Annotated in this window: 19 protein-coding genes and 1 pseudogene; 12 read left to right on the forward strand and 8 right to left on the reverse strand. The window is 35.9% G+C overall.

Going from position 1 to position 18,935, the window contains the following annotated elements:
• From EXE10_RS21430 to EXE10_RS05895, 8 genes and pseudogenes are all read left to right on the forward strand, one after another.
• Positions 1-2,285 (forward strand): annotated as a pseudogene (locus EXE10_RS21430) (phage tail protein); the annotation flags it as partial.
• Positions 2,286-2,345: 60 nt separating this feature from the next.
• Positions 2,346-2,618 (forward strand): holin, encoded by a 273-nt coding sequence (locus tag EXE10_RS05860; RefSeq protein ID WP_130112691.1) that lies wholly within the window; start codon positions 2,346-2,348, stop codon positions 2,616-2,618.
• A complete protein-coding gene (locus EXE10_RS05865) occupies positions 2,605-3,108 on the forward strand; it encodes a lysozyme (RefSeq protein WP_130112692.1) in 504 nt (167 codons plus the stop codon). The genes EXE10_RS05860 and EXE10_RS05865 overlap by 14 nt, the downstream gene beginning before the upstream one ends.
• Complete coding sequence (locus EXE10_RS05870; RefSeq protein ID WP_171478491.1) at positions 3,105-3,464, forward strand: hypothetical protein; 360 nt, start codon at positions 3,105-3,107, stop codon at positions 3,462-3,464. The genes EXE10_RS05865 and EXE10_RS05870 overlap by 4 nt, the downstream gene beginning before the upstream one ends.
• Positions 3,465-3,960: 496 nt before the next feature.
• Positions 3,961-4,383, forward strand: coding sequence for a hypothetical protein (locus EXE10_RS05880; protein ID WP_130112694.1), 423 nt, complete (start codon positions 3,961-3,963; stop codon positions 4,381-4,383).
• Positions 4,384-4,387: 4 nt separating this feature from the next.
• Positions 4,388-4,570, forward strand: coding sequence for a hypothetical protein (locus EXE10_RS05885; protein ID WP_130112695.1), 183 nt, complete (start codon positions 4,388-4,390; stop codon positions 4,568-4,570).
• A gap of 857 nt (positions 4,571-5,427) precedes the next feature.
• Entirely contained in the window at positions 5,428-5,709 is a 282-nt protein-coding gene (locus EXE10_RS05890; protein ID WP_130112696.1) for a hypothetical protein, read from the forward strand.
• A gap of 657 nt (positions 5,710-6,366) precedes the next feature.
• Positions 6,367-6,594: a hypothetical protein gene (locus EXE10_RS05895; protein WP_068973959.1), complete on the forward strand. Its 228-nt coding sequence runs from the start codon at positions 6,367-6,369 to the stop codon at positions 6,592-6,594.
• A 125-nt stretch (positions 6,595-6,719) separates the two neighbouring features.
• Here the strand turns inward: EXE10_RS05895 and EXE10_RS05900 are convergent, their stop codons facing one another.
• Positions 6,720-7,715 (reverse strand): glycosyl transferase family protein, encoded by a 996-nt coding sequence (locus EXE10_RS05900; protein WP_130112697.1) that lies wholly within the window; start codon positions 7,713-7,715, stop codon positions 6,720-6,722.
• 436 nt (positions 7,716-8,151) lie between these two features.
• Between EXE10_RS05900 and EXE10_RS05905 the strand changes: the two genes are divergently transcribed.
• The gene (locus tag EXE10_RS05905) at positions 8,152-9,498 is read left to right on the forward strand and encodes a dicarboxylate/amino acid:cation symporter (RefSeq protein WP_130112698.1); all 1,347 of its coding nucleotides are present in this window, start codon (positions 8,152-8,154) and stop codon (positions 9,496-9,498) included.
• A gap of 59 nt (positions 9,499-9,557) precedes the next feature.
• Here the strand turns inward: EXE10_RS05905 and prfH are convergent, their stop codons facing one another.
• Positions 9,558-9,959, reverse strand: coding sequence for a peptide chain release factor H (prfH, locus tag EXE10_RS05910; protein WP_228256791.1), 402 nt, complete (start codon positions 9,957-9,959; stop codon positions 9,558-9,560).
• Positions 9,960-10,148 carry a hypothetical protein gene (locus tag EXE10_RS21870; protein ID WP_228256789.1) on the reverse strand — a complete coding sequence of 63 codons (189 nt, stop codon included), beginning with the start codon at positions 10,146-10,148 and terminating at the stop codon, positions 9,960-9,962.
• A 138-nt stretch (positions 10,149-10,286) separates the two neighbouring features.
• Between EXE10_RS21870 and EXE10_RS05915 the strand changes: the two genes are divergently transcribed.
• From EXE10_RS05915 to proB, 3 genes are all read left to right on the forward strand, one after another.
• Positions 10,287-11,138, forward strand: coding sequence for a PhzF family phenazine biosynthesis protein (locus EXE10_RS05915; RefSeq protein WP_130112776.1), 852 nt, complete (start codon positions 10,287-10,289; stop codon positions 11,136-11,138).
• Between the two features lie 177 nt (positions 11,139-11,315).
• The gene (gene cgtA, locus EXE10_RS05920; RefSeq protein ID WP_068973963.1) at positions 11,316-12,530 is read left to right on the forward strand and encodes an Obg family GTPase CgtA; all 1,215 of its coding nucleotides are present in this window, start codon (positions 11,316-11,318) and stop codon (positions 12,528-12,530) included.
• 23 nt (positions 12,531-12,553) lie between these two features.
• Positions 12,554-13,687, forward strand: a complete 1,134-nt coding sequence (gene proB / locus EXE10_RS05925) for a glutamate 5-kinase (protein WP_130112699.1) — start codon at positions 12,554-12,556, stop codon at positions 13,685-13,687.
• 56 nt (positions 13,688-13,743) lie between these two features.
• On the opposite strand, the gene EXE10_RS05930 is transcribed toward proB, so the two are convergent.
• From EXE10_RS05930 to EXE10_RS05950, 5 genes are all read right to left on the reverse strand, one after another.
• Positions 13,744-14,721, reverse strand: coding sequence for a hypothetical protein (locus tag EXE10_RS05930; protein WP_130112700.1), 978 nt, complete (start codon positions 14,719-14,721; stop codon positions 13,744-13,746).
• Between the two features lie 158 nt (positions 14,722-14,879).
• Positions 14,880-15,527, reverse strand: a complete 648-nt coding sequence (locus EXE10_RS05935) for an HAD-IB family hydrolase (RefSeq protein ID WP_130112701.1) — start codon at positions 15,525-15,527, stop codon at positions 14,880-14,882.
• Positions 15,494-16,702, reverse strand: a complete 1,209-nt coding sequence (locus EXE10_RS05940) for a DUF1615 family protein (RefSeq protein ID WP_068973967.1) — start codon at positions 16,700-16,702, stop codon at positions 15,494-15,496. The genes EXE10_RS05935 and EXE10_RS05940 overlap by 34 nt, the downstream gene beginning before the upstream one ends.
• A gap of 410 nt (positions 16,703-17,112) precedes the next feature.
• Complete coding sequence (locus tag EXE10_RS05945) at positions 17,113-18,117, reverse strand: ABC transporter substrate-binding protein (RefSeq protein WP_130112702.1); 1,005 nt, start codon at positions 18,115-18,117, stop codon at positions 17,113-17,115.
• Positions 18,114-18,707: an ANTAR domain-containing response regulator gene (locus EXE10_RS05950; RefSeq protein WP_130112703.1), complete on the reverse strand. Its 594-nt coding sequence runs from the start codon at positions 18,705-18,707 to the stop codon at positions 18,114-18,116. The genes EXE10_RS05945 and EXE10_RS05950 overlap by 4 nt, the downstream gene beginning before the upstream one ends.
• Between the last annotated feature and the right edge of the window lie 228 nt (positions 18,708-18,935).

Consider the following 18,935-nt stretch of genomic DNA (forward strand, 5'->3'; position numbering starts at 1 on the left):
AAGCATTAGATGAGCTTTGTTATCATATTGAGGGCGGGTTAAGAATAAATCGTCAAACTGGATTATATGAAGTCATTCTATTTCGTGATGACATGCTTAATCTTGACACAGCTTTAAAATTCAATGAAAGCAATATTAAAAATATTGAGTTTGATATTTTAAATATAGATGAAGCTATTAGTTCAATTAACGTGTCTTATTACGATCGTAATTTAATTAAAAACTCTTCATTTTTATTATATGAAAATGGATTGCAAAGAACACGTGGTTTTGATGTTTCTGATAATGTCGATTTTCCATATTTCATGAATCGTACTAATGCTGAAAAAGTCGGAAACTGGAAACTAAAACAGTTATCTTCACCAACTTGGAAAGGCTCTTTCAAAACTGGCATTGTGGAAGCGAGAAATATTAATAAATATGATGTTGTTAAATTAAGTTGGCTAAATAAAAATTTAATTGATTTACCTGTTCGTGTAATGAATATTAATTTAGGGGATGGGCTAAATAATACAGTTATTATTGATTTTATCGAAGTGATTCTATATTCAAATATCGATTACTCAAACACTGATGCAGATGAGCCAATTAATAACCGATTATCACCATTGCCTAATTTAAATACTGCATTTGAAATGCCTTATTATGAGGCAGTTCAGCAATATACACAGACACAGGTTGATCTTGAATTAAATAATTCGCCTGAAATTGGCTATCTGATTGCTTCCGCAGTGAGACCACAAAACAATTCACTAAACGCGGTTTTATATACGGACGGAGCTACAGGAAGCTCAATTAACTTTCAACAAGTCGGCATTGTGAATTACTGTCCTGCGGTTTATTTAGACCAAGAAATTGGTTATATAGAAACTGTATTTAAGGTAAAAAATACTGAATTTAATGCATCTAAATTTACAGGCGCAACAAGTGGAACGTGGGTTATTTTAAATGATGAAATTATGGTTTATGAATCATTTAATGAATTAACAAATGAAATAACTGTTAAGCGTGGCGCATTGGATACTGTTCCACATAAACACGTAAGTGGAACTATTTTCTTTTCAGATGAATTCAGCGGTGTTGATTCAACGCAGTACATTCAGAGTGAAGATGTTAAGTATCGAGTATTAACAACAACGCCAAGCGCAATGGAAAATATTGATTTTTCAAGTGCAAAAATTGTTGAGTTTAACGCACGTGCTATTCGACCTTATCCACCCGCAAATGTGAAAATTAATGGTGAGTATTATCCAGAAGCTGAAATAATCGAAGATATTAAAATTGATTTTGTTGACAGGAACAGAGGGCAACAAACAGGCGGTAATATAATCGGTTGGTTTGACGAGGGTATAACTAAAGAGAATGGAGTGACTTATTCTTATGAGTTAAAGGATTCAGACAACGATAATATCGTAGATTCAGCAGATAACATATCCAATTCGTTTTCTATTTTGAAAAGTAAAATGGCGATCAATAATAGACTTGAAATTTTCTCAAAAAGAGATGGATTCGAGTCATTTCAGCGATTTGAATATAGTTTTATTAAATCTTCTATTGAGCTATGGACGCCTGAATATTTAAGTAAATTAATTTGGTTAGATGCAAATGACGAAGTTCCAGATGCAAATAGCAAGATATTTACTGCTCATGACAAATCAGGAAATGGATTTAATTTCACTTCTTCTGTTGGTATGTTGATGCAAAATGCGGCTACCATATCTTCTAAATTCTTTGTGTCGGATCAAAGCGGATTGATTTCATCAACATTGGCAGCAAGTCAATTTAATGGCAAGAGGTTCGCTTATGTATTCATGCTAATCAATGAAAATGAGAGCATAGAAGGGTATTTTTATAATATTGGGGATAGTCGCTTTGAGGTTGGTGCATATCGTATTGATTTCCAGAGATATGTTGTTAACACACACTCTAACGGCGGTGGCACATGGAATGCATATTCACCAAATATACGAAAATTCAATAGCTGGAAAATGCTCTTAGTTCAAGTTGATTTGCAAGAAGGGATTAAAATTTTCGTAGATGGTAAGATAGATACAGACTTTATATCGACTCCTTCACAAACTGTATTTAGCAATAATAACGGATCATCAATACAGTTTATTAATAGTAATAGCCAAAATCGTATTAGATGCGCAACAATGTTGACTGGAAATTCTGACATTTCCTTAGATCGAGAAAAATTATTCGGTTGGGCTGCTCACAAGTATGGATTGACAGCTAATCTTCCTGCTGATCATCCATATAAGTATGAAGCGCCTTTAGTTTAATTTTTTATATCTCACAGCACCCAATAGGGTGCTTTTTTATTGCCAAAAATAGGGGGTTACATGTCTGAAACTCAGGCAGCAATTGAAGCGAGTGCTGTAGCAATAACTCAAAAAGTAACGGTTGGAAGTGGAGCTACATCATTCTTCGCATTTTTAGCCAAAGTTGATGTTATCGCATGGGGTGGTTTATGTGTGGCGTTAATAGGCTTATTTATTCAACTGTACTTTGCTATTGCAAAAAATCGACGTGAAAAAGTAGAGCACGAAATGCGCAAATCTGAACATCAATTAAGAATCTTAAAATTAAAGGATGAGTGCAATGTCAAAGACTAAGGTTTGGGCGGTGGGATTAACCGCTTCGGCGGTTTTTTTTGTGGGCTTGGAAAAGTATGAGGGATTCGTATCTAAACCATATTTAGATAGCGCAAAAGTCCCCACAATTGGTATCGGATCTACTTCGTATGAAAATGGCACAAGAGTCAAAATGACTGACAAGCCAATTACAAAAGAACGCGCGATTCAAATCTCTAAAGCCCACGTTGCCAAAGATGAAATCGCTTTTCGCAAGTCGTTGCAGGGTGTGAAGCTAACTCAAGTTGAATACGACACATATTTAGATTTCACATACAACTTTGGACAAGCGAATTGGAACAACAGTTCAATGCTTCGCAACTTGAAGCAGGGTAAGCATCGGCAGGCATGCGATGCATTACTGAAATGGAAATATGTGGCGAAAAAAGACTGTTCGATACGATCAAATAACTGTTGGGGCGTCTGGACTCGGCAACTCGAACGACATAAAAAATGTATAGGTGCTCAATGATTATCCTCTGGAAATTCAAACACTGGATCGCAATTGCGGTCTTTTTTGTTTTATACCTAGTGCAAATTGCTTACACAAATCATCTAAGTGGAAAGCTCCAAGATGCTGAACAGAAATGCACAGCCAAGATTCAAAAACTCAAAGACGATCAACAACAAGCATTGATCAAAAAACAAAATGAAGTCAATCAAGTGAGCGCAGACTATGAGCAACTTAAATCAGAGCAACGTGTCAAAGTCGAAACAGTTACACGTGAAGTGCAAAAGATCGTTGAGCGTCCTGTTTATAACAATGTTTGTATTGATGATGACGGCATGCGCATCATCAACTCACTTATCTCCGACAATTCCAGCTAATCTAATGATCCCTTGCCCTAAACTTCTTAAATTGGAATCAGGGCAAGGTAAAGAAATTACATTATGGGTTGTTGATACTGTCGCTAAATACAATGAATGTAGTACTTTGAATGATGCAAAGATTAAGGCTCTCAAGTGAGGGCTTTATTCTCAGGAATAATTTTGGAATAAAAAACTATTAAAAAGTCAAAAAAAGCTAGATTGGTTGACAAACTATATAATTAGTCATATCTGAATTTCAACCAAACACACTCACTTTAACTTAGTCGGAATTTCTATATAAAATATTTAACTGTAATGACAATTTAGCCAAAACAACAATAAAACTTGCGTATTATGTATATAAAATCATTTTAAAATATGACAATTAAAAAATTGGCTATGCGGAATAACGTGTGGAAACGACCATTTATCTGGCATATCAAAAGATCTAAATTAATGCTTTCATTGTGAGCGGTCACACTGTATAATTAATACATAGACAAGGAGATTGATAATGAAGTTATTCCACACAAGCCCAAACAAAATTGAGAAAGTTTCAAAATTTGGCAATTTTGATGATTGCTTATTTTTCTCCACAAATGTCTATGAAATGTCTGCATGTGAAACTATCACTTACTCAATTGATGCTGAAGAAATGAGATTTATTGAAGCTTGTGATTTACATGACGATCAAGTGATTTCTGAAATTGCAGAACGCTTTGGAATTGATTTGGATGATGCTGAAAGTTTATTGGACGGCTCAGATAGTGTTTGGAATCATGACTTTGGTGATGCTGATGCAGATTGGTTTATTCAAGCTCGTCGCGGTGAGTGTGCTAAAAAAATGGGTTTTGATGGTTGTGAAGATCATGATGAGCAAGGTGCTGTCTTTATTATCCATATGTTTGGCCGTGAATCAATTTTAGTTAAGGAATAATGAAATGGCTCAAACAGCAGCAGAACGTAAAGCTAAACAACGTCAAGAAATGTTAGAAAAAGGATTTGTGAGGAAAGATCTTTGGCTCTCAAAAGAAAGCTTAGAAACTATAGAAAAATATAAAATTGAGCATGATTTAAAGTCAAATGATGAAGCTCTTAATCAATTATTGAAGGCTCTTAATTAAGAGCCTTTCCACCACTTATTCCGTATAGCCAAAAAATTTAAGATTGAATTTTAGGTAGTAGTAGAGCCATGGCTCCATTTTTTAAGTTTCTTTTATTTGTGATAAAGTGATCCTATCAAAAGAAGAAAAACAAAAGCACTTTTATTTTTTGCGGTAGTTAATACGGTATATTTCAAAATCAATAATATTTTATATTTAATAAACATATACTTATATTATATTTCTTGTGTCCGCTGGGCGCACCATTTTAGACACTAAAAATAATAAAACGATAATTCATCTGGTTCATAGAATATGCAAAGAATCGCTACAGTGATATTCAAAATTATTCTTGGTTTTGTTATTGCTTATGCTGCGCTAAATCTAATGCCTTTATTGAAATCATTTACATTTATGTTGTATTTCACTTTGATATCATGTGCTTATAGTGGATCAATAATGACATTGTTTTTGAATGAAATATCTTTTGAAAATAAAAAGTACGCAGTTATTGTGAGCATATTACTATTGATTAACACCCTCGCACTATTTTTGCTATTAAACGTCTATACAGAACCATTAGAACAACTGGCGAATTTCGATTTAGCATTATCAATGATTGCGATCATATTTATGGTGATCGTCTTTATTTTTAACATTCCTTTATTCTTTCATTTAATCAAAGAGTTGATTCTTTTCATTTTTACTCAAGATAAAAGAAGATAAACAAAAGTATGGCTGGATCAGTACAAATGTAAAATGAATTCTATGTGTTCAGCAAAACTTTTATCTTGCGTAGATTGCCATAAAAGCAATCATAATTACTGATCAATTATGTGCTATATTCCTCTAAATTTTAATTTTAAGTGAAAATAACAATGAAATTTTCTTTTTTTGATTTAAGTGGTAGCAAAATTAAAGGTGAATGCATTCTAGTCGAACCATCGCCATTAATAAAAGGTGGTGCTTTGCATGACCTTGTTGCAAATGATACAGCCTTAGAAGCTGCACTTGGTGAATTTACCTTTTATGAAATGATTGATCCAGATCAAATTGAACTATGGACAAAGTTTGCTGTAGATCAAGAGAATAATGTCATGCAAAGTGATAAGTTACCTAACTTTGTGCAAATTGGACGAGATTGGAAATTATTGGATTAATGAATGGTGAAGTTAAATGAGGCTATTGTGATCAAGATAGCATTTAATAATGACGCATCGGGCGCAAAGTGGTGATCCATCCAATTTTATATAAAAAGATGAATACGATGATGATCGCAAGTCCGATAAAAAAGTCTTTTTTATTCTTATCCATAGCTTTTTATTTAAAGTAGTTAAAATGATGTTTATTAATAGGTGTTTTGAATACGTGCATTATTATCCTCCAATTTTACAAATTTTCAATTTCAATATTGCTGTAATAAAGTTGAATAGTGTTACCGCATCTTGCTAAGAAAATGATTACTGACTATATTAAAACTACAGTAGGTCATTAACCATATGAGGCTACTATTATAGTTGGACAGATCAATGACAGCTTATTGAGTTTATAGCTCCAGTCTAAACAAGAAATAAGTACTAGCTTTCCAACCTAAAGAGCTCGCAGAAATGCGAGCTTTTTCAATTTTGAAATCTAATGAAATAATTTTAAAGTCCCACTATTACAAAAGTGATGCACTGTAATTTCTTAATTTTTATTATGATTTTGATACAAGCTTACCAAGTCTTAACATTGCCATAATATCTAACATCTTCCTATGAAAACTCGTATTCATGTCATGCTATAAAAACTCAGGATTAAAAAAAGAGGGAAGAGCAATGAATCAGATGATCACCGTAAAAGTCAAAGATCAATATAGTAATGAGGTCAATGCTATGGCTTGGCTCAATAATTTGCATGAACAGGAGCATGCGCAAGGTTTAGCATTGTTTAAAAAAATTGATCATATTATTGTTGAAGGTGAAAAGATTTTACCCAGTATCGAGTTGTTGTTTGAAAGCCGTGAAAGTGACAGCATTTATCGTGTCATTGAGCAAGTCAATTAGTAGGTTTGATGAATAAGCTAATTGGCTGAAACTGTATGAATAAGAGGAGTTGGATTTGGCTTTAATCCAACTCTTTTTACGTTTAGAAATATTTATAGAATTCAAACGGTGATTGTTGTTGGTAGTTAGAAGCGATTTTTCCAAAGTTTTCGGGCAGTGAGCATTGCTTCTTCATAACTATTTACAACACCCATGGTATATAGCGCGATTCCCATTGTTTCAGGTACCGCGATTTCACCATATTCATGGTTTTGCGTACCTTCCCAAACAGCTTTGAATACAGCTAAATCAAGTTCTTCTTCTATAGGGCTGCGATTATCCGTCAGTTTTGGCAGTTCATGTTCATACAATTCGCCATTTTTAATCCCACAGATCAATGTCTTCGCATCCGGATTACGTTCAAATTCTCCACCTTCACCTTTGATCACAGCACTATTTTTATAGCCCAGTTGAAAAGCCGCCTGTTGGTGCGAACTACGATAAGCAGGGTGGAAAATCGCTTGCATGGTCGCTTTGGCATTAAATGGATTGATTAAGCGCGCGAGTGTATGAATAGGCGAACGTAGTCCCATGACATTGCGAAGATTAATTAAATCCTCTAAGACGGGTGAAATAACACCTAAAGGTAAATAAGCAAAATTATGTTGAGCAAGTTGTTGTTTTACGTCAGTTTCATTTTGGCAAATGGGGAAGCCTAAATATTCTAAAACTTGTTCGGTGTAAACACGATTCATGGTGTGACCAGAAGCACCATGCATCACGATTTTATAACCGTGTTTGGCTAAGGTCAGTGCAGCCAATAAAAACCACGGATAATGTTTACGTTTACCTGCATAAGATGACCAGTCTAGACCCACATCCAGAGTTTGAAAATTCAATTGGTCTTTGGTCGCTTGGACAAAGCCAGTGAGTTCATCTACTGATTCTTCTTTGACACGGAGTAGCATGAGAAATGCCCCGAGTTGAACATCTAAAACTTCATCTTTCAAAATCATTGAAAAAGCTTGGTATGCTTCATCATAAGTGAGTGATCGTGCACCATTTTTTCCTTTTCCCACGATTCTGACAAATTGGGCAAAAGGGTGTTCAAAGTCTTTATAGAGATTACGTTTTGTGTTCATTTTTGATAGGCGAAGATGAGAAAAAACTGTCCTCTACACTATGCCACAAATGCTTGAAATGACATAGGTATAGCTGGTATTAGACTAAGGTCTAAGCATAAATTGAATAATTATTAAGCAATTTTAACATTTGAGTTGAGATTGATGAGTAAAAATTAATTAAAATGTCATACGAATTGTGTTTTATTTTTCATCTCCTGTGCTGCGTTTATTCTTATTGGCTTATCGCGTAATAGAGAATAGATCTTAAACATCGTTATTTGTTGTCCTTCCTTTAGAAAGCTGAGGTTTTCTAAATGGGCTTTTATTTTTTAAAAAATAAGGTTTTCTAGATTCTTTTTAATTGAATTAAAAGGGGGTTTAGAGATGGACAACATTTAGGTGGCATTAACATTGAATATTTCTTCACAAAGAAATAGAGAAAGAATTAATTATCATGGCTAAGAAACCTCTATATAAGTCACTTTATTTTCAAGTGATTATTGCCATTATTTTAGGTGTAATCGTGGGACATTATTTCCCAACGACCACGCACTTAATCAATGGTGTTGAGAAAACTGTTCCTGGTTTAGGTGAGCAACTTAAACCCTTAGGTGATGCTTTTATTAAGCTCATCAAAATGATTATTGCTCCTGTGATTTTCTGTACTGTTGTCAGTGGTATTGCTGGTATGGAAAGCATGAAATCAGTCGGTAAAACGGGTGGTATTGCGCTTTTATATTTTGAAATTGTGTCAACAATTGCACTGATTATCGGTTTGGTGGTAATCAATGTTGCTAAACCTGGTGCGGGAATGAATATTGATCCTGCGACTTTGGATACATCTGGTATTTCAAAGTATGTAGAATCAGGTGCTGCGCAATCGACAGTTGAATTCTTCTTACATATTATTCCAAATACAGTCGTTGGAGCTTTTGCAGAAGGTGAAATTCTGCAAGTGCTTTTATTTGCATTGTTATTTGGTTTTGCATTACACAAGTTAGGCGATGCTGGTAAGCCTGTATTGAAGTTTATTGATCAGATTGCACATGTATTTTTTAACATTGTAAATATGATCATGAAACTTGCGCCAATCGGTGCGTTTGGTGCAATGGCATTTACGATTGGTAAATACGGCATTGGCAGTCTTGCTCAACTTGGACAATTGATTGTTTGCTTCTATATTACCTGTTTGCTATTCATTTTCATCATTTTAGGTACGATCAGTCGTATCTGTGGTTTCAGTATCTTAAAAATGATCCGCATGATTCGTGAAGAGTTATTGATTGTATTGGGGACTTCTTCTTCAGAATCTGTGTTACCACGTATGTTGAAAAAGCTTGAAATTGCAGGTTGTGAAAAGTCTGTGGTTGGTCTAGTTATTCCGACTGGTTATTCATTTAACCTTGATGGTACATCTATTTATTTAACGATGGCTGCGATCTTTATTGCGCAAGCAACCAATACACATTTAGATATTTGGCATGAAATTACATTGCTAGCAGTGTTATTGATTTCTTCTAAAGGTGCTGCGGGTGTAACAGGTTCAGGCTTTATTGTGATGGCTGCGACTTTGTCAGCAGTAGGTCATATTCCAGTTGCAGGTTTGGCGTTGATTCTGGGTATTGACCGTTTCATGTCTGAAGCGCGTGCATTAACGAATTTGGTGGGGAACTCATTGGCAACAATTGTTGTTGCAAAATGGGTAGGCAAATTGGATACAGCTAAACTGAATGAAGCGTTGAACAATCCTGAAGAAGTGGATCGTAAAATGCTTGAAGAATCAAAAGAAGCACATGCTTAATTTATTCTTGATTTAAAGATTCAAAAATGGAAGCTTCGGCTTCCATTTTTGTTTCGATTTTATAATTTAAAACATCGAATCGCATTTCCTCGTTCAACCAATGCATGCTGTTGATGTTGAGCTTGCTTATTATTGGCTTGTTGGTTTTCCAATTGTTGTTGGAGCTTCAAAGCAATCAATTCCTTTGCAAGACGCTTATTGGCATGTTGGCTACGTTCAGACATGACTTTTATACTAATTCCTGAAGCAACATGTGTCGCATGAATGGCAGAATCAGTGGTATTAACATGTTGCCCGCCTGCACCTGAAGCACGGCATGCTTGGAAGATAATGGTGTCATCAGTCGTAAGTTGTTGTGGTACTACCATGAGTGAAACACCGACAAACCAATTTTTACGTTTATGATTTGGTCGAATTTTACTTTGAAATGTCCATTGGATCGTACCGAGCCAATTATTCAGCTAATTTTTTGCATGATCATTCACATTTAAAAGAATTGAAGAATAACCATACTTTGTTTCGTGGCTTTCAATAATGTTGAGTTCTATTTTTTGAAGTTTTGCTTCTTTTTCCATTTCTTGCAAAGTGTATTTTACAGCGAGTTCACATTCTGCGGGTCCAAGCGCAGCACTAATTTGGACGATAGACAATAGAATTTTCCATGGTGATTTAAAAAAGTTTCGAGATTCTAGAAACAAATCAATAAAACAACAAATGTTTGATTGAAACAAAATATTCTATATTTGATTTTAGAATGGAATGTAATAACAAGTATTGGAAAAAATATGCTGACAATGTACCAAGTTGATGCTTTTACAGATCAATTATTTGCAGGAAATCCTGCAACAGTCTTGCTGTTGGATGAATGGTTAGATGATGATTTAATGCAAAAAATCGCACTTGAAAATAATCTGTCTGAAACCAGTTTCGCTACAAAGGTCACTAGGCAGAATTACGAAATTCGCTGGTTCTCTCCTGTGAAAGAAGTACAGTTTTGTGGATATGGCACTTTGGCTATGAGTTTTATTATTTTTAGAGAAAACCCTGAACTGGAAAATATTACATTTCATGTGGCTGAATTAGGACAGTTTTATGTAAGAAAAGCTGAAAATGGTTTTATTGTGATGAACTTTCCGCAGCAAAAGCCAACATTACTCGATGATATTCCTAATTTATTGCAACAAGCACTGTCGCATGACTTTTCAGAAGTTTATATCAATCCGCAAGCTTATATTGTGGTTTATCCATCTACCGAAGTCATTTTAAAAGAACAGCCTGATTTTGAGAAAATAAAACAATTGGGTGGACGTCGTGTTGCGATTACAGCCAAAAATGATTTATTTGATCAGAAATTTAACAATGTTGATATCGTTTCACGCTATTTCACTCCGTCAATGGGTATTGATGAAGATCCTGTTACGGGTTCTTTGCACACTTCATTAATTCCCCTATGGCAGCCTCACTTTGATAAAGCATCTTTAACAGCATATCAAGCTTCACAACGTGGTGGACTTTTATATTGTAAGTTATTAGAAAATGATCGAGTTGAGATAGCGGGGCAATGTCAATTATATATGAAAGCTGAGTTATTTTTGGATGATGTGATGGTGGAATCGAGAGATTCGTTTAAGCAAATATAGATTGAATTTACCATTCAATCTGGCTGGAATCGACTGAAATAAAATTGAATTTAAAAAATCTTTGTGAAATTAGAATAATTTAAAGCAAATTTCATGTTTTGCTGAAGAATACTATTCGAGAATTTTTTCAAAATATGGCAGAATATGCGGTTTTAAAGATTTCAGAGGATTGGCAGCATGCGCTTTGTTGATGAAGCAGTCATTACCGTAGAGGCTGGCGACGGTGGCAATGGCGTAGCCAGTTTTCGCCGTGAAAAATTCGTACCATTTGGTGGTCCAGATGGTGGTGATGGTGGTCGTGGTGGTAGCGTATATATTCAAGCTGACGACAATACCAGTACCTTAGTAGATTACCGTTATACCCGTAAATTTCGCGCTGAACGTGGTAAAAATGGTGCTGGCGCAAACTGTGCTGGACGTGGTGGTGAATCCGTTACTCTATATGTTCCAGTGGGAACGACAATTGTAGATACCGAGTCTGGCGATATTATTGGTGACTTAATTGAAAATGGTCAAAAGGTACTTGTTGCAGGCGGTGGTGATGGTGGTTTAGGAAATACACATTTCAAATCATCAACCAACCGTTCACCGCGTAAGTGTACTCACGGTTTTAAAGGTGAATTCCGTGAAATTCGTTTAGAACTTAAGGTTCTTGCGGATGTAGGCTTATTGGGTATGCCGAATGCGGGTAAATCAACATTTATCCGTGCGGTATCGGCTGCAAAACCAAAAGTTGCAGATTATCCATTTACCACCATGGTTCCTAACCTTGGTGTGGTCGATGCTGACCGTCATCGTTCATTCGTGATGGCAGATATTCCTGGTTTGATCGAAGGTGCAGCGGAAGGTGCAGGTTTAGGGATTCGTTTCCTTAAGCATTTGGCACGTACACGTATTCTCCTACACATTGTCGATGTACAACCGATTGATGGTTCAGATCCTGCATATAATGCGAAAGCAATTTTGGAAGAATTGAAAAAGTTCTCACCAACTTTGGCAAAATTACCTGTAGTACTTGTACTCAATAAATTGGATCAATTACCAGAGTCCGAACGTGAAGAATGGTGTAACCATATTCTTGAAGAATTACAATGGGATGGTCCAGTATTTAAAACTTCAGGCTTAATGTCTGAGGGCACAAAAGAAGTTGTGTATTACCTCATGGATCAAATCGAGCAACAACGTGAGTTGGAAGCAGAAGATCCAGAGTATGCTGCAAAAGTGAAAGCATTCCGTGATCAGCTTGAAGCTGAAACACGTGAACAAACAATTGCCGCAAAAGAAGCTTATCGTGAAATGCGTCGTCAACAACGTCTGGCTGGTCTATTGGCAGATGATGATGAGGACGATGATGGTGACGATGGCGAAATGGAAGTGTATTACGTACGTTAATCAAGCGTACAACTGAGGACAAGATGATAGAAGTGGTAGATGGGCAACGTCAGCTCAAGGCTTTAAAACGTATCGTTGTTAAAATCGGATCATCTTTACTCACAGCAAATGGGCAAGGTTTAGATTTGGATGCAATTTCGCACTGGGCGAAACAAATTGCAGATCTACACAATGCAGGGCATGAGATTATTCTCGTGTCTTCAGGCGCTGTGGCTGAAGGTATGGTTCGTATGAAGCTTGAGAATCGACCCACCGATCTACCCAGTCTACAAGCTTGTGCTGCCATTGGGCAAATGGGCTTGATTCAAACTTGGTCTAGTGTTTTAGAAAATCATGCCATTCAAACTGCACAAGTTTTATTGACCCATGATGATTTAGCAGATCGTCGTCGTTATTTAAATTCTTGTGACGCATTGCAAAATTTGATTGATTGGCGGGTGATTCCTGTGATTAACGAGAATGACACAGTATCGACCGATGAAATTCGTTTTGGTGATAATGACACACTTGCTGCGATGGTTGCAGGTCAGGTGCATGCCGACTTATTGATTATTCTCACAGATCAACAAGGTATGTTTGATTCAGACCCTCGTTCAAATCCAAATGCAAAATTGTTTGATACAGTTCGTGCAATGGATGAATCGCTGTTTGATATGGCTGGCGGTGGTGGTAAGTTTGGTCGTGGTGGGATGTTGACCAAAGTACGTGCTGCTCGTTTGGCTGCGAAGTCTGGTTGTCCTACACTCATTGCCAGTGGTGAAAGTGATAATGTCCTTGCTCGCTTAATGGCGGGTGAATTGCTTGGTACTTTGTTTATCACCGATGATGACCGTGTAACTGCACATCAGCAATGGCTTGCTGCACATTTACAAACCGCAGGGCGTTTGGTAATTGATGATGGTGCTGTGAAAGCGATTAAAGAAAACCACCGTAGTTTATTACCCGTCGGTGTTAAAGCTGTAGAAGGTCATTTCGAGCGTGGTGATGTGGTGGAATGTGTCGATACACATGGTCATCGTATTGCGGTTGGTCGAGTGAATTTCAGCTCGCGTTCAGCTGAAATCGTCAAAGGTTTGGCTTCTGATAAAGTCCATCAGGTCTTAGGTGAAGCACGTTCTTTGGAAATGATTCACCGTAATCACATGTCTATTTATTAAGTTAAAATTGACATAATGATTTGTTTTAAATAATAAAATGATAGAAAGCATTTTTATTATTTTAAGTCTTTGAAATATTGATATGGGCATATCTGCGTAGGGTAGTGCCCATTTTCAAATCCCATTCCTGATCCTCCTTGGATTGTCCTATCTTGTAAATGATTGATAAAATTTTGAAGACTAATAATTTTCCATTCTAGAAAATTTCGATCTTTTTGATTGTCGATTCTTTTTACAACATAGCTTATGGCTAAACCTGTAGCCGTGCTGAGATCTGTTAAGTCCTTAATTCGGCTTATATCCATACCAAAGCCTTGAGGGTGCATTTTGCTTAAATCTTTTTCTTTAACCTCGATGAGCGTATAGCTTTGTGTATCAGGTTTATAGGCAATCGCATCAATATCACTCGGGATGCCATGTACTCTTGAATAGCCAATGTAGCCATCAAAAATGAGCCGCTGAACATATAGATCTAGTAAATATTCAAATTTAAAACCTACTAATTTTTCTTGCCAGAGATTTACAATTGATTGTGAAATTTGTTGAGGTTGAATTGTATTTACTCTGCTCGGGAAATGATTTAAAAAAGTTTCTAAGCTTGTTTTATGGAAATGATGTGTCGTGGGATCGTATTGAAATACGTTTATTTTAGGTGTTTTCAGGCTTTCATTGAAAAGAATTTGTTCTGAAATATGCCATTGATCAAAAGGGATATTTTTATCCCACTGTATAAAATATAAATGTTCACAGGGTAATTTTGAGAGTGAATCATAGATTTTTATATAGCGATCAGGATGATCCGAACTCACTGTAAAATAGATCGGATTGATTATCGAACGTGATTTGGGTAGTTTGGGAATGAAATAACCACCTGTGAAAAAGTTTGAAATATCTCGATTTTGACCTACCCATTCATGGAAATTGAGTTCACCGACAAAACCTTTAAAACGGCTGATATATTGCTTTTCACCCAATACATTTTTTGATAGGACAGTATGTAAGGCTTTGAGTAGATTATTTTTGGAATGATTCATTTTTAGTATTTGAAATGGAATTATATTTTTATTTATAGCAAACTATTTTATTTCAATCGAGTTAATCACTCAGCTTGAATTAAAAATTAAGCGGAGATTTGTTTCGCGTATTAAATGTTTATTTAAGATATTAGTTTATGTAATTGAAAAAATTATAATTAAGCTAATTTTCGAGCACTATTTAATCTTGGTAAATTCTGATCTTCTCCGACCATATATTTAAAATCAGCTAGGCTCAGCATTTCATTGTCTTCTATGCTATTACCATAAGCATAAATATTTTCATATTGATTAAGATCATATTTTTCTAAAATACGGATGCGTTTTTGCTCACAACTACAATCAGGCGTGGAATAGTTACCTGTAAAAATACCATTAATGATTTCTGTTTCAGTACAAATCAGGTCGATTTTTAAAATTTGACACATCATTTCAAGATAAATATCGACTGAGGCTGAAACCAGAACGACATCATCACCTTGATTCTGATGGTCGATCAGTCGTTGATATAGTGATTGATCGAGTTGTTCAATTAAGCGAGAGCAATAATCCTCTGTAAGATCTAAAATTTCAGCGGCATTTGCGTCTTTAAACATGGATTTAAATAATTTAATCCGCATCGCATGAGCAGGGTAGATATTTAAATAATACGCCTGAATCCATGGGAGTATTTTAATACCCTGTTTAACGATATGGCGTTTTGACAAAGCGTAAAAGATGAACCCTGTGAAACTGTCTTTTTTACACAAGGTACCATCAAAATCAAATAAGGCTAGGTTTTTATACGTTTTGCTCGTTGCATGCATGTTTCATATCGTCCGTTTACGCGGCTTGCATACCAGTTTGTATTATAATCGCGACTTAATTTAGGGCCAGAAATCACCACTTCAGGCATAATAGCATAGATTGGCTCTTTACCTGTTTTGGATTGGTAGAGCTTAGACACCGCGATATATGTTTGTGTTTTTTCGAAACTGTCTTCTTTTTCTTGTTTTAAATCATTGCGTAGCTGACGAGGTGTGACCAATACATTATTTTTTGAAAATAAAGTAGTGAGTGCTTTTTCAGTTGTGGTCATCGCAGGGCGTGGGTCACCATTTTTATCATAAGATAAGAGGTCACCATCAAGATCTAAATCGATATCAGATACTTTCTCGATCATTTTCTGGAAAGCAGCATTACGACTTGAGTACATCCCTGAATTATAATCAGCAAAACGATAAATTGGCTTATCATACTTTGCTGGATACATCATCAAACGATGGATACCATAGTAAAGCCCACCAAACTCAGTATATAAGTCATCACGTAATTCATTGGTACTCATACTAGTACGCTTATGATCTTTGGCGTAATTGATGTGTACTTGCATCGAACCTAAAGTGGTAATCGGGTTTAATTTTTCAGCAAAATCTTGACCAACAAATTTGGCAGCACCAGTTAATGCACTGATATGATAATGTTTAGTCATATAGTCAAATATTTCACGATAAAGAACGTCAAGCTCTTTCTCATTTTTTACTCGACTCATCTGCTTTAAGTAATTGTCTTCAGGTGTGGGTTGGTTCTTTAACACATCCTGAAAATAACCTGCAATTGGCCCACCGATGGTTGTTCCTAATTTCGCTTCAAATTTTTCTTGTAAACGTGAGCTTACTTCTTTTACTGCTTTCGCCCCTAATCCTGGGACATTGGGATTGGCAATAAAGTTAGATTCCTGATCGACTACCGCGATAATTGAACAAATATTTTCTTTAGTTTTCGGGATTTTTAATTCTTCAGATATATCAAAAATATCTTGCGCCCATGATTTACGATCATTGACACGACTAGGGATAAGCTTACGAATTTGATCACTTTCTAAAGTCGGTTCATCATCATGTGACCACCAAGAACCATTACCACAAGCAGTTAAACCTATAGCAAGTGACACTAAACAGAGTGAACGGAGAAGGTTTTTTTGTTGACCAATTTTTTTCATACTGATGAAAACACACCTAGAAATGGATGAGCTCAGTGAGCTGATGCAGTATACTATGACTAACTTAAAATGTATGAATATATATGTATATCGGTCAGTATCAACTGTCAAATAATTTAATTGTCGCAACGATGGCAGGTGGGTTCGATATAAGAGAATTATATATTTATATCAATATCTTGTGTTTTTTTGTAGGCTTCATAAGAGTCTTTGCTGATAATAATCATAGATCCTTTACCTAGACAGATAATTTAAATTGAACGTACAACAATTGATTAATTTCTTAAAGACTGAATTAGCTACGTATACGGATTAAAACCTTGGGGCTGAGGGAGCAAACATATCTAATTTGTATGGTATCTTCTTTTGCAATCCTAGTATCAGATTAATGAGAAACTAAAGCATCTATTTTATTTTACAATACATCGTTGTGCAATCTCAGAAATGTTTTGATGATCAAGATTTACATGCTCCCATTTCTGCATTTGTCCAATCATCCATTCAAAATCTGAGGCTTTGGGTGTAACCTCCTGCGGTACAAAATGCTGAATAATATGTTGAATTTTATGAAATTCAGGCACATGAACTGACTCAGAACAATCAAAACGAATAATGTTATAGTCAACGAGTATTTTCCACACTTCATTAATATTAATCGCAGAATCAATTGTAGACATCTGTTGCAAATCCTGTTGTGCCCTCATGATCGCTGTGCAAAGTGCATTGAGCGTTGCAGGATATTGTATTGCCCAATCTTGTGTGACCGCCAAAACTTTATCTGCAACTTCTGGAATAATCGCTTTACTTTCAGCAATGACATGACTGTAACCTTGAATTTCAGCTTGAATATTCCAAGGCTCTCCAACACAAAAACCATCAATCGTATGTTTGGCAATGCTTTCAACCATATAAGGTGGTGGAAAAGTCAGCAATTTTGCTGACTGTGCAATGTGTTGATCTGCCAAAGCCAACCATTCTCTTAAACAATAATGATGAATTGAATGTTTAAAAACATGTGCAAGATGAATAGTTTGCTGTTGTTGTATTGCCTGTACAATTTTTTCAGCAGATTGTTTTGGGCTATCTTGTGTTGAAATATTTAAATCAAAGCATAATTTTTGACTGATACTGATAAATGCACGATTGACACTTAATACCAACGGCGTTTGCAAGGGAATGCCAATGTGATCTGAACCCATCATGGCTGCTGGCAGCATTGCCGATAAACAATGTGCTGTATCTAAAAAACCAAAAGCCAAACGATCACGCAAACTTGCCCAAGAGGCTTCCTTGACCAAAGTCACATTTAAACCCTGTTCAGCAAAATAACCCTGATGCTGAGCCCATAACAGTGCAATACAGTCCAAAAGCGGGACATAGCCCAACTGAATATCTGTTTTTTCTAAATGATTCATTCTGCATCCTTTATTTGACCTTGTAGTAGTGCTTGCGCATCAATAAGTCTGCGTGCCATTTCTCCAATGGTCATACGATGGCTCATGGCATTTTTTCGTAGCAACTGAAAGGATTGTTCTTCATTAAGCTGATGTAATTTCATGAGTAAAACTTTTGCTTTTTCAATGTCTTTACGGTCAGCGAGTTTGGTTTTGGTATCTTTTAAATCAGCTTCAAGCTTTTTATGCTTTTTATATTGTTGAATGGAAATCTGCAAAATACTATCGAGTTTGTTTGGATCAATCCCATCGACAATATACGCCGTGACCCCTGCATCTATGGCATTTTTAATGGTGTCTTGATGACTGTTTTTGGTAAAAAGAACAGTCGGTAAATCAAACTGACTGACGCAACTTTCGATGACATCCCGTTGCGGGTGATCCATGTCCAATAAAATCACATCTGCTTGTATTTGTTGTAAGTAAAAAATATTCAGTTGGTCCGTGATCAGACAGGCAACCACGTCAAACTGATGTTCGATCAATGTTTTTTTGACGAATTCTGCACGTTCAGAATCATCATCAATCAAGGCTATTTTAAGTTTTGGCATGATGAATCAGGAAAAGCCTGAGGGTAATACAAGCCATAGCAATTATTATGCCATTGCAAAAATGGGTGGTGTGGCAAGTCAACCACAGGTCTCTCAAACAATTTGTTCATTTATCCAGATGCTTATGCACTTGAATGATGCAAAATGCGCAAATTCATTGCATTAGCAAGCGTGGGCGAGATTATTTGTAATGACTTTACTTCATCAATTTATGTGTATTTTATTTAT

The sequence above is a fragment of the Acinetobacter sp. WCHAc060033 genome, assembly GCF_004209125.1.
Classification (GTDB): Bacteria; Pseudomonadota; Gammaproteobacteria; order Pseudomonadales; family Moraxellaceae; genus Acinetobacter; species Acinetobacter wuhouensis.